The organism is Polaromonas sp., from assembly GCF_012927415.1.
GTDB lineage: Bacteria > Pseudomonadota > Gammaproteobacteria > Burkholderiales > Burkholderiaceae_C > Polaromonas.
The window spans coordinates 19,126-31,262 of the sequence record NZ_JABBPF010000044.1; the positions used below are offsets into that span (position 1 = coordinate 19,126).

At 57.9% G+C, this 12,137-nt stretch carries 8 protein-coding genes and 1 pseudogene; 5 read left to right on the forward strand and 4 right to left on the reverse strand.

Annotation, left to right across the window (positions count from 1 at the left end; all coding sequences use genetic code 11):
• Positions 1-192 precede the first annotated feature (192 nt).
• The 3 genes from HHJ19_RS04845 to HHJ19_RS04855 all read left to right on the forward strand — a co-directional run bounded on the left by HHJ19_RS04845 (position 193) and on the right by HHJ19_RS04855 (position 1,608).
• The gene (locus HHJ19_RS04845; protein ID WP_296904578.1) at positions 193-444 is read left to right on the forward strand and encodes a hypothetical protein; all 252 of its coding nucleotides are present in this window, start codon (positions 193-195) and stop codon (positions 442-444) included.
• Between the two features lie 139 nt (positions 445-583).
• Positions 584-1,063, forward strand: a complete 480-nt coding sequence (locus HHJ19_RS04850; RefSeq protein WP_296904580.1) for a hypothetical protein — start codon at positions 584-586, stop codon at positions 1,061-1,063.
• Between the two features lie 68 nt (positions 1,064-1,131).
• Positions 1,132-1,608: a DUF1579 family protein gene (locus tag HHJ19_RS04855; protein ID WP_296904582.1), complete on the forward strand. Its 477-nt coding sequence runs from the start codon at positions 1,132-1,134 to the stop codon at positions 1,606-1,608.
• Positions 1,609-1,770: 162 nt separating this feature from the next.
• On the opposite strand, the pseudogene HHJ19_RS04860 reads toward HHJ19_RS04855, so the two are convergent.
• Positions 1,771-3,537, reverse strand: a pseudogene (locus HHJ19_RS04860) (long-chain fatty acid--CoA ligase).
• A 426-nt stretch (positions 3,538-3,963) separates the two neighbouring features.
• Between HHJ19_RS04860 and HHJ19_RS04865 the strand changes: the two are divergent.
• Complete coding sequence (locus tag HHJ19_RS04865) at positions 3,964-5,295, forward strand: TAXI family TRAP transporter solute-binding subunit (protein WP_296904584.1); 1,332 nt, start codon at positions 3,964-3,966, stop codon at positions 5,293-5,295.
• Positions 5,296-5,421: 126 nt separating this feature from the next.
• Here HHJ19_RS04865 and HHJ19_RS04870 read toward each other — a convergent pair whose 3' ends face one another.
• From HHJ19_RS04870 to ettA, 3 genes are all read right to left on the reverse strand, one after another.
• The gene (locus tag HHJ19_RS04870) at positions 5,422-7,776 is read right to left on the reverse strand and encodes a DUF1631 family protein (RefSeq protein WP_296904586.1); all 2,355 of its coding nucleotides are present in this window, start codon (positions 7,774-7,776) and stop codon (positions 5,422-5,424) included.
• Positions 7,777-7,885: 109 nt separating this feature from the next.
• A complete protein-coding gene (locus tag HHJ19_RS04875) occupies positions 7,886-8,428 on the reverse strand; it encodes a DUF1415 domain-containing protein (protein WP_296904588.1) in 543 nt (180 codons plus the stop codon).
• 210 nt (positions 8,429-8,638) lie between these two features.
• Positions 8,639-10,300, reverse strand: coding sequence for an energy-dependent translational throttle protein EttA (gene ettA / locus HHJ19_RS04880; RefSeq protein ID WP_296904589.1), 1,662 nt, complete (start codon positions 10,298-10,300; stop codon positions 8,639-8,641).
• 368 nt (positions 10,301-10,668) lie between these two features.
• On the opposite strand from ettA, the gene HHJ19_RS04885 reads away from it, so the two are divergent.
• A partial coding sequence (locus tag HHJ19_RS04885) for a DEAD/DEAH box helicase (RefSeq protein WP_296904591.1) occupies positions 10,669-12,137 on the forward strand: 1,469 nt, incomplete at its 3' end.

The following is a 12,137-nucleotide window of genomic DNA, read 5'->3' on the forward strand; positions in this document are numbered from 1 at the left end:
ATCGTTTAATTCGCCACTTTATATGTTTCAGGCGATTTTCGATGAGATTTTGACTCTTCCTCCCGCAATTCACGCTGGCGTTTCACTTCGCCAAGGACAATGCTTACACCTGATCGGGGTCTGCGCCGGGTTCGCAATGCTGGGCACAGAGGTGAGATTGTCTTTACTTGCAACAAGAGCAGGAGAGTCCACATGACGCACAACAAACTTTCGGACCAGGTCAGCGGGAAGACGATACGCCTTTCATGGACGGATGGCCCGACGAAAGGAACGACGCAGGAATATGTTTTTCACAAGGATGGCACCGTCGAGTGGCATTCGATTAAAAAAGACGGGAAGCGCAAGGCGGCATCCGAAAGCGGTGACACCGAGACGACCAAAAAGACTGAGAAGCTGCATTACGCAGCAATGAAAATCACGGACGACGTATGCATGGCTTCCTAGCTTTCGCAGTCCGGCTATACGCTCACCGTTGTTTTGAATTTCGACGATGGCTCGACGGCGGCCATCGCATCGAATGAGAAGGACTGGGTTCTGGCACAGGGAAGCTTTGTAGTGGTGTCCTGACGCCTTTCAATTCATCTTGAAGGAGATTCAAATGACCTCATCTCACAAAAGTATTTTCAGCGGCATTGTCTTGGTCGGCAGTTTCTCGCTCGCTTCGCTGGCTTGCGCAGCCGGGCCCAACGTAGCCACGGCATACGCGGATTTCATGAAGATGGATACGAACAAAGACAACAAGGTTTCCGCCGGCGAGCATGCTGCGGCTTCGAAGGTAATGTTCGACATGATGGATGCGAACAAGGACGACAAAGTCACCGCTTCAGAAATGGACGCCGTGCATCAGCGCGTTACTGGCAAGAAAGCCGGGAAAGCAGATATGTCTGCAGCCGACAAGATTAAAGTGATCGACACAGATAGCGATGGAATTCTGACGGCTGCGGAGCACGCGACCGGGTCCAGTTCGATGCTCCAGAAGATGGACACAAACCAGGACGGTTTTCTGACCAAAAAAGAACTCGCCGCCGGCCACGCCAGCATGCTGAAGAAACCTTCGCGCTGATATAGAAACACAGTCAAGTCAGTGAAGAAAATTTTCTACCCGGGGCAAACTCCCATGGAGTATTCAGCGTGGCCGATCAACCGCAACCTCCCCAGCCGGCGGCAGCACACCGGCGCCTGGATGGTTTCGTCGGCAAATGGCGCGCCACCGGTGATTCCTATGCAGACGGACAAAAGGCAGATGATCCCCTCGCCTCGGCTGTGCCATGGACGAGTGATGAAACCTACGAATGGTTGCCTGGCGGCTTCTTCCTGCTGCACCGCTTTGACGCGATGGCTGGCAACAGGGTGTTCAAGGGCACGGAAATCATCGGCTCTGACGAGGCGCGGGGCAGCTATTTCAGCCGCTTTTTTGACAACGCCGGCAATCACCCCGAATACCTGATAACGGTACAGGCTAAGGTTTGGACCTTCAGTGAAGCTGCGACTCGCGCGACGGTCACCGAAAGCGACGATGGCCAGCGCATGGCCTTCAAATGGGAATGGCGAAACAGCGGCAGCAACTGGCTCGCGCTGTGCGACCGGGTTGCACAGCGCGTCAGCTAGTTGCCTACAAAGCAGGCGGTTGGCATGCCATGGCCCAAGGAGTTGCGGCTTTCTCCTCGAAGAGCCAGTTAACCTTAACCGCTATGTTTGTGATAGCTGTCAGCACCCGCTTCATTTGGGCTACCCGCCATTTTTACCGAAAATATGAATTGAAAAGGCGGCTCAAGCCTTGCCTCCCTCGGCTTCCTGCAAGGCCCGCCACATCACCTTGCCCGAACCGCTTTTCGGCAGCACATCGACAAACTGGACCACGCGCGGTTATTTTAACGCGGCCATGTTTTCCTTGCACCAGTTGATGATGTCTTCCTCGCTGGTCTTGCCTTTGGCTGCGGCGCGCAGCACCACGATGGCCTTGACGGTTTCGCCGCGATAAACGTCGCGTGTGGAGATGATGCAGGCCTCCTGGATCGCCGGGTGCTTGAACATGAGGGACTCCACCTCGGCTGGCCACACCTTGAAGCCTGATGCGTTGATCATGCGTTTGAGCCGGTCGGTAATGAAAAAATAACCGTCTTCGTCCACGTGCCCCAGATCTCCCGAGCGGAAAAAGCGCTTTCCGTCAAGTTCGATGAACGCGGCGACCGTTGCCTCAGGCTGCTTCCAGTAACCGGAAAAGTTCTGTGGCCCGCACATGATGATCTCTCCCTGCTCGCCCTGCGGCATTTCCTCCAGCGTCAGCGGATCAATCACGCGCGCATCGGTGCTCATGAAGGGCACGCCCAGGCACTGCTGGCGGGTCGCATCGGGCGGGTTGCTATGCGAAGGTGCAGCCGTTTCCGTCAACCCGTAGCCTTCTGCGAAACGTAGCCCATATTGCTCCCACAGGCGCTGGGCCACCGCTTGCGGCATGGCCGCTCCGCCGCCGCCGATATAGACCAGGCTGCTCAGGTCAAAACGGGCAAAGTTCGGGCTGGCCAGCAGGTCAATCACCATGGTCGGGATGTTGGTCCAGTGCGTCACGCGGCAACGTGAAATCAGCCCACCGGCCAGCTCGCGGTCCCAGCGCGGCATGATGACCAGCGTGGCACCCCCGTAAATGGCCGCATGCATGACCGACACCATTCCGGTGATGTGAAACATCGGCACCACCGACAGCACCACATTCTCGGAAGTACTGTTGCCCCAGAGGCAACTGGCGACCGCGTTATGCATGAGGCTGGCGTGGCTGTGCATGCAGCCTTTGGGCAAGCCTGTGGTGCCGCTGGTGTAGGGCAACACGGCCAGGTCCTGCGGCACGGCGGTATGCGCGGGCAGCTCGCCGGCATCACTATCGGCAACGGCATCGACCCAGCGCATCACCGCGCCGCCTGACAGCTCAGGCAGTGCATGCCGGGTGCCCAGCCACTCGCGCCAGGCTTCGGGTACGGCGATGGCGTCCGGTTGCTGATTTACGCCCAGGGTATTTTCGTCAAAGGCTTCGCTGTAATGCGTCACGATCAGGTGGGCCAAGCGCTGTTCAGCAGGCAGCTGGGAATCGGCCTTGGCCAGTTCGGGCGCCAGGTCGGCCGTCGTAATGGCGACTTTGGCATCGGGGTCCGTGATGTAGTGTTTCAGCTCTTCGGCGCGATTCATCGGGTTGACCGGCACCACCACCGCATTGGCACGCAATATGGCAAAGTGCGCAATCACCCATTGCGGGCAGTTTTGCATGTTGAGCAGTACCCGGTCGCCCTTGCGCACCCCCAGCCGGTGCAGCGTGGCAGCCAGACGCTCGGCCTGCTGCATCAGACTGGTGTAACTGAGCACGCGGTCAAAAAACACCAGCGCGGGTTTGTCGGGGAAACGCAGCGCGCTAACCGCGAGGTTATGCCATAGCGAGGTGGCAGGCGGCGTGATGCTGCGAGGCAGGCGTTTGGGCCATACCTTGAAGTGACGATCATGACGGGGCGCATCGGGTGCGGATGATTCGGCGGAGGAAAAAGAATTCAAGACAAAGCTCCCTGCAAAACAGATATACGCACAGACTAACCGCGGCTTGCTAAAAACACATCCGGGAAGCTCCCGATAAATAGCTGTCTCCTGGGTGACCCAAGCAAGTGGAAAGATCCGGGTGTCCAACGCAATTGACAGAGCGGAAAGACAGCCCCTCGCTTCCATCCGCCGGGCTGCGCACATCGCACGACATTTAAATTTTTTACCCTCATCTGCATTGGTGAAAAAAGGTCTCATCGGGCCACCCCGCAACATGTCCCGGTGGCTCCGTCCGCACTCTGGCGCAGACAGAGCAATCCACAAAAAACCTTGATTGCTATTATTTTAATAGCTTTCAACAACCGTAAATATTGGACCACAGCCACTTTTTGGCGTTAATCAGCTTTTACGGTGGCCACCTTGGCCCCATGCTAAGGTTCCCGAATGCCAAAAACCATTCGTTACACCCTGTTGTCGCTGCGAGACCTGGCCGTTCCTGCCGGCCCTTTCCTGGTGCTGGCCTTGGCACTGCTGGTGCTGGCCTACTGGTGGCTTGACCCGAACCCACCGAAGCGGGTCACGCTCGCCACGGGTCCGGCGCAAAGCGCGTACGAAGAGTTCGGCAAGCGCTATGTGAAGATTCTGGCGCAGGACGACATCGAGGTCAGACTGCTGCCTTCTGAAGGCTCCGCACAGAATTTGCAATTATTGCGCGAAGGCAAGGCTGACCTCGGGTTTGTGCAGGGCGGAACCAGCGAATCCCGGCCGGATGATGAAACCAACCTTGAATCGCTGGGCAGCCTTTTTGTCGAGCCGATATGGCTGTTTTACCGCAAGGACGCTGCCGGCAAGGCACCCGGCACTGCAGCGTCACTGGATGCGCTGACCCAATTGCAGGGCTTGCGTGTCAACGTCGGTACTCCAGGCAGCGGCATTCCCAGCCTGATGACCAAATTGCTGACCAGTAACAAGGTGGACATGGCCAGCCTGACAACGTCCGAACTCGAGCAGACACCCGCCACGGTGGCCTTTCTCGATGGCAAGATCGACGCCATCGTGTTTGCCTCGGCCCCCGAATCGTTAATGGTGCAAATGCTTTTGCAAACACCCGGCATCGGACTCATGGATTTTCCGCAAAGCGAGGCTTACTCGCGGCGCTTTGCCTTTCTGAGCCCGGTCGTGTTGCCACGCGGCGTAGTCGATCTGGCGGTCAACCTGCCGCCCCAGGACGTGCGCCTGGTGGCCCCCACCACCGCCCTCATCAACCGCAACGGCACGCACCCCGCGTTGCTCCAGTTGTTTTTTCAGGCAGGAAAACAGATTAATGGCGGCGCAGGCTGGTTCAGGCGGGCACGCGACTATCCCAACCTTGCCAACAACGAATTGCCGATTGGCGCCGAGGCCGAACGCAGTATCAGGAACGACAAGCCATTTTTGCAGCGCTACCTGCCTTTTTGGGTCGCCAACCTGGTCGAACGCATGTGGCTGGTGATGGGCATCATCATTGCAATCATGCTGCCGCTGTCGCGTGTCATTCCGCCGCTGTATGCTTTTCGAGTGCGCTCCCGAATTTTCAGGTGGTACGGCCAACTCAGAGACATCGAGAACCGGATTGAGAGCACGAGCGGGAAAACCGGCACGCCCGAACTGCTTGAAGAGTTGAAAACGCTGGAACAGCGGGCCGAAAAAATAAGTGTTCCTCTGTCGTATACCGAGGAGCTGTACGCGCTGCGCAACAATATCCAGCTTGTGCGCAGAAAACTGCAAAAACTGTAGACGTTTGATTCAAGCCCTGCTTGCAGTCGCAGGAAGTCAAGCCCGACGAAGCCAGCGCTCAGCCGCCTTCTGGAAAAATATCACCGCAGGCGATTTAAAAACCGGCTGACAGGTTTGCTCAAGAACTTAAAAGGTTGCGCCACCGTCAAGGCTGTTGCGCAGGGCGGTTCGGGCAACGCTGTCCAGTGCGCCATCCACCACGCCTTGCTGGCTGACCACTTTAACCAGGTTGAGCTGCAACAAATGCTGCAGAACCCGGGCTGTCATCGAGTGCTTGCGCCCTCCTTCGCTGGTGAACAAGAACAAGGTGTCGTGAGGGCTGATCCAGGTCAACTGGGCGCGCAGCCATTGCATGTCCACAAGAAGCTCCACCCAGTCGCCCAAATGCAGCGTCGGTGCTTCATCGGCCACCTCCGGCAGTTGCCCGGCACGACTTTCACCGTCCGGTAACGCTTGCTCTTCCCGCTCAAGTCCCAGCTTGCCATGTAAATCCATGTCTTCCATGAACCCGGAATGCTGCGCCTCGGAAGGTGCGAGCCAAGGCTGCGAAACCTCAAACTCATCCGCACTGGAAAACATTTTTTCAATCTCGTCGCGGCGTTTGCCCGCCACATCGCTCGCCGCAGGCAGGGCTCTGAGTCCCGCCTGGTGGATCACCATGAGTTCATCAAAAAATGGCCTGGACAGTGCCAGGGGATAGTCGATCGAAAGCAGTCCTTCACGCAGCGACTCAAGCATGTCGGGAATGATTTTAAGAAGGCGTTTTCGGTGGTGGGACACTTGTGCAGGATTCAGACTCCAAAGCAGGTCGCCCAGCGTGCGGCTGTACACGGATTTCTGCAGTTCCGCCCCGCCATAATCACCCAGCAAGCGTTCCTTGGCCATTACCTGCGACCATGGGCCGGTCAGAAATACCCTGATGATGCGATTTCCCACGACAAAATCAGAACGTACCCTGATTTCGGATGCAATTTTTACCGCAAGCAGATTTCGCTGTTCGGCCTGCAGCAGGGCGCGCACAGCGCGGCTCTGGGCTTCGCGATGCTGCTGGCCATTGCGGGCTTGCCCGTTCTCAAAGTCCTGCAGCAATGTGGCGAAATGCTGGGCGTCGCTGGCGTGCTCTTCCGTGAGAAGTGCCGCGACTCCCCTCAGGTTGTGCATGAATTCGGCAAAGCCCGGTGCCTCTTCGCCGGCATAGGCCAGGCTGGTGTTGGTGATAACTTCGAGCAGGCGCCTCGCGGGATGGCGCTTGTCACTGAAAAATCTCGGGTCAGTCACCGCCAGGCGCAGAAAGGCCGGCTCAGCATCGATGATGACTTGCCTGACAGGCACCAGCAAACGGCTGTCGTTGGCCAGTTGCTCAATCATCAGTCCGACGACTTCGATCGCCAGCGACTGTCCCAGGCTTTTCGCGTCCGTCTTGAGGTGCGCTCGCATTTGCGCAAGTGGCAGCGGCGTGCCGGGCAGCGCATTCGCTGCTCTCACGGGGGCAATTCCTTTTTCTTCAAGCTCAACCAGAACATCCAGCGCCGCAGGTATCGTGTGCGCAAAATCGTTGCGAATCAGTTCCTCGGCGTCATAGCCCGATGGCAGGGGCCGTCCGTTGAAGGAGGAGTCGTAGTCGCCGACCAGCAAATGATGCAGATTGTCAAGTGTGAGCAGCTGTTTGCGCATACTCTGATCCGGATCGACTTCCGGCGCCGATCCGCCAGGCTGGGGGGCATGAGAGAAATAACCCGCCTGAGCCGCCTGAGCCGCCTGAATGATTTGCGCCGGTTCAGGCCTGGCGGATTTGCCACCCCGGTTTTCAGGCGATGCAATCACGCCGTAGGCCGCTGGTGTGATCCCCTGCGCGGCCAACATATCGTCCAGTGATACATAAAGTGCTTGCAGCTCATCGCCCAGGAGTTGCGCTCCATCACTTAGCCAGCGGGCTCGGGTCTGGCTAGTCACGGAAAGACCCCGCAACAATTTGAACAGGGCCTGGGACACTACTTCCGGACGCATCGGGTTTTTGTCTGCCTTGACCATCTGAAACCCCTGAGCACTACTCAACCGTCCAGAAAAACCGGCAAGGCCTGCTTCGCAAGCGAGTTTGACGACCTGCTGCAAGCGTGCACTCTCTACCGCTTCCTGAACCTGGTTGTCCCCCATCAATTCCAGCTGATCAAAACTGAGAGCTGAAAAGGAACGCGCTGTACTGTTAGGGTTCTGGCTTGCTCCCGGCCGCGTATCGTCGGCAATCGCCGTGGCAAGCTGGTCCACGAAACCCAGTTCAATTGCCACCCGGCTTGTCTTGAGCACCCCAACGGCGTCCTGGAGAGCGCGCCTTTCCGTGGCTTCAGGCTGGGCCATGGACCGCATGTATAGAGCGTCAACCAGCTTTGAACACCAGCGCTGAATCAGGCCGGAAGACTGACTTAGTCCCTCTTCGAGACAGGACTGATAGGCTACGCTCGTTTCTTGCGATGAAGTAGTCATGACGTTTTACAGGCCCTCTTACTAAAAGCCGCAACAGCTTGAGAAACCGAAAATTGCAGATGAAGTTGGTTCCAGCACTGCAGCCCTGCCACTAAGCAGTCCGGGTAAATCAGGGGCAAAGTCCCAATGCCCGCCATCCCTGGTGACCGAGCTTTTCCAGGGTCTTGATGTTATCTTCAAAAATCGATTCCGCTTGCGGGAAAGCCAGCGTTGCACGCTCCACGCTTTCTTCCCGAAGCAGATGCAGGATGGCAAACGGAGCCCGATTGGTGTAATTGCCGATGTCATCCGGCTCGGTACCGTCAAACTGGAACCGGGGATGAAAGCTTGCCAGTTGCACCACGCCCGCCAGCCCGTGCTCGTCCAGCACGCCCTCGGCAATTTCAAGGAAATCATTGAAGTCCAGAAAATCGTCAAAAAGCGTTGGATGGATCAGCAAGGTCGTGTCAATCTCTCCCGCAGGGGTGGCCACGAGCAGGTCGAGCTCGCGGTCGAGCTCTTCCAGCAGGTCATCGGCGTGCCGCGCCTGGCTCACAACCAGGCGCACCTGGTTCTTCACATATACCGCTTTGGCAAACGGACACAGGTTCAGCCCTATCACGGCGGTTTCAAGCCAGTGACGGGTTTGCATCAGAACAGCCTGGTCATTCATGTTTTGTTCCGAAAGTGGCCGTGCGAGGACGCTGACACCAACGGCCGTAGCGCCGGGCTGTCCCAAGCAAGGCTCGCCTCCGAGGGGCTGTGGCCCGCGGCGCCCAACCCGCTGGAGCATGCTGGGACAGGGGAAAGAGGCAACGCGTCTCGCGAACCGCAGCCTGCAAGGCCTCGTTCAGTACGCGAAGCGGCAAGCATGGGGGCCATTTCAATGCAGGGCCTTGAAACGCATGCGCTTGGGCTTGGCACCCTCTTCACCCAGGCGCTTCTTCTTGTCGGCCTCGTATTCCTGGTAGTTGCCGTCAAAGAAAGTCCACTGGCTGTCGCCCTCCGCCGCCAGGATGTGCGTGGCGATACGGTCAAGGAACCAGCGATCATGGCTGATCACCATCACCGAACCGGCGAACTCCAGTAGTGCGTCTTCCAGCGCGCGCAGGGTTTCGACGTCCAGATCGTTGGACGGCTCGTCAAGCATCAGCACGTTACCGCCGGCAATCAGGGTCTTGGCCAGATGGAGACGCCCGCGTTCACCGCCCGACAGCGTGCCAACACGTTTTTGCTGGTCACCACCGTTGAAGTTGAAGCGCCCGGCATAGGCTCGGCTTGGCATCTGAAACTTGCCCACATTGAGGATGTCCAGACCGCCCGAGATATCTTCCCAAACGGTTTTTTCGTTCGCCAAATCGTCCCGGTTCTGGTCAACAAAGGCCATGCGGACGGTTGAGCCAATCACCACTTCGCCGGTATCGGGCTTTTCCTTGCCAGCAATCAGCTTGAACAGAGTCGATTTACCGGCGCCGTTTGGGCCGATGATGCCGACGATGGCACCGGCGGGGATGGTGGAGCTGAGGTTGTCAATCAACACGCGTTCGCCAAACGATTTGGTGACGCCCTTGAACTCGATCACCTGGCTGCCTAGTCGCTCGGCCACCGGGATGAAAATCTCGTTGGTCTCAACACGCTTCTGGTACTCAAAATCCGACAATTCTTCAAAGCGGGCCAGACGCGATTTGCTCTTGGCTTGCCGCGCCTTCGGGTTCTGGCGCGACCATTCCAGTTCCTTCTTCAAGGCTTTGGCGCGGGCTTCCTCGCCTTTTTGCTCAAGCGCCAAACGGTCACCTTTCTGGCTTAGCCAGGAGCTGTAGTTGCCCTTCCATGGAATGCCGTGGCCCCGGTCGAGTTCCAGAATCCATTCGGCGGCGTTGTCCAGAAAGTAGCGATCGTGGGTAATCGCCACGACGGTCCCGGGGTAACGCTGCAAAAACTGCTCCAGCCAATCCACCGATTCAGCGTCCAGGTGATTGGTGGGTTCATCGAGCAGCAACATGTCGGGCTTGGATAGCAGCATGCTGCACAAGGCCACGCGGCGCTTTTCACCACCCGAAAGCAGGCCGATTTTGGCGTCCCAGGGCGGCAGGCGCAGCGCGTCGGCGGCAATTTCAAGCTGATGCTCGGAGTCTGTACCCGCCGTGGCAATGATCGCTTCCAGCCTGGCCTGTTCCGTGGCCAGCGCATCGAAGTCGGCATCGGGTTCGCCGTAGGCGACATACACCGCTTCCAGCTGGGCCTTCGCAGAAAAAACCGCGCCCATGCTGGCTTCAACACTTTCGCGCACGGTGTGCTCGGGGTTGAGTTTTGGCTCCTGCGGCAGATAACCGATGTTCAGGCCCGGCATGGGTGTGGCCTCGCCTTCAATTTCGTTGTCCAAGCCGGCCATGATCTTGAGCAGGGTGGACTTGCCGGAACCGTTGACGCCCAAAACGCCAATCTTCGCGCCGGGAAAGAAACTCAAGGAAACGTCCTTGAGAATCTGTCGTTTGGGCGGCACAATTTTGCCGACCTTGTTCATGGTGAATACGTACTGAGCCATCAGATCACTTTGGTAAAAAGGGGAAACAACGCAAGAAAACGAATTTGCAAGCCACCAGCTGACTGCAAATTTTTACGGGGCTTCTCGCGGGCTAAAGCACATGCCGGCCCGTCAAGTCAAAACAGATTTCCGGCATGAATCCATCGATTATCGTTCCGTGCGACAATACATTTGTTGTTGGCTCCAGTTGCCCTCAACATTTGGGCACATCTAGGGTAGTATTTTCAGTAACTACTTGCGGTGTAAGGCGCGATGGAAATCGCGAACGTATGGCCCGAGTTTCTGATCCCATCTGCCTATGACTGGCGGGTTGCCTTAAATCAAGGCGCCCAACAGGCCGATCTAAAGCGCCCCAGCGGCGCAACACCATGACATTTGAAGAATTGAATCTGGCCCCGGCCATTCTTAAAGCCGTGCTTGAGCAGGGCTATGACACCCCAACGCCGATCCAGGCACAGGCCATTCCCGCGGTGCTCGCGGGCAGCGACCTGTTGGGCGGCGCCCAGACCGGAACCGGCAAACCGGCGGCCTTTACGCTGCCGATGCTCCAGCGCCTGTCCACCGAACCCAGGTTGACCAACCGCCGCGGCGTCAACGCCGTGCGGGCGCTCATCATGACGCCTACCCGGGAGCTGGCCGCCCAGGTTGAAGAAAGTGTGCGCAGTTACGGCAAATACCTGGACATCACCTCGATGGTGATGTTTGGTGGTGTCGGCATGGGGGCGCAAATCGAAAAACTTCGCCGTGGCGTTGACATTCTGGTCGCCACTCCTGGTCGCCTGCTCGACCATGCGGGACAGGGCACGCTCGACCTTAGCCAGGTGCAGATTCTGGTGCTCGACGAAGCCGACCGGATGTTGGACATGGGCTTTATTCACGACATCAAAAAAGTGCTGGCTTTGGTGCCAAAACAAAAGCAGACGCTGCTATTCAGCGCCACTTTCAGCGATGAGATCCGCGAACTGACCAATGGCTTGCTGCGTAATCCGGTTTCAATCCAGGTCACGCCGCGCAACACCACGGTGCAGCGCATCACGCAAACCGTTCACCCCGTTGGCCGCAGCAAAAAGAAAGCATTGCTGACCCACATCATCAACGAACATAACTGGAGCCAGGTGCTGGTGTTCACGCGAACCAAGTTTGGTGCCAACAATGTGGCCGAACATCTGACCAAAAACGGTATTTTGGCGATGGCGCTGCATGGCAACAAGAGCCAGACCGCGCGCACGCAAGCCTTGCAGGGCTTCAAGAACGGTGAGATTCGCGCGCTGGTCGCGACCGACATCGCCGCCCGCGGTATTGACATCGACGAGTTGCCACATGTCGTGAACTACGAAATACCCAACGTCAGCGAAGACTATGTTCACCGCATCGGCCGCACCGGCCGCGCTGGCAATAGCGGAGAGGCCGTGAGCCTGGTGTGTCTTGACGAAGAAGGCTTCATGCAGGACATCGAGCGCTTTACCAAGCAAAACATTGAAAAGATTATTGGTCCCGGCTTTGAGGCCGAGCCAGGCGAAAAGGCCGAGCCGCTGGCCATGGGCCGCCAGACGATCTGGGGCGGTTTGGGTAAACCGCCGAGCCGCGACGTGATGCAGGCAGCCGCCAAGGCAGCCCGCAGCGAAATGATGACACGTATCCGTGACACCAAGGGCGCCCAGCCGGCGCGTGGCGGCGAACGCAATGCCAATGCAGGCGGCCGCGGTCGCGGCCCTGCCGGTGGCGGCAACACGGGCGCTAACCGCGGTGGAAGTTTCGGCGGTAATGCGGATGGAAATCGGGGTGGCAGCAGCGACCGTCGCGGTCCTGCGCAGCCGCGCCAGAATGCAGGCTACCC

Bases quoted from the DNA above. Each gene is read 5' to 3' on its own strand.
- HHJ19_RS04875 (WP_296904588.1), bottom strand. From the start codon at position 8,428: ATGAATGACCAGGCTGTTCTGATGCAAACCCGTCACTGGCTTGAAACC.
- ettA (WP_296904589.1), bottom strand. From the start codon at position 10,300: ATGGCTCAGTACGTATTCACCATGAACAAGGTCGGCAAAATTGTGCCG.
- HHJ19_RS04870 (WP_296904586.1), bottom strand. From the start codon at position 7,776: ATGACTACTTCATCGCAAGAAACGAGCGTAGCCTATCAGTCCTGTCTC.
- HHJ19_RS04845 (WP_296904578.1), top strand. From the start codon at position 193: ATGACGCACAACAAACTTTCGGACCAGGTCAGCGGGAAGACGATACGC.
- HHJ19_RS04865 (WP_296904584.1), top strand. From the start codon at position 3,964: ATGCCAAAAACCATTCGTTACACCCTGTTGTCGCTGCGAGACCTGGCC.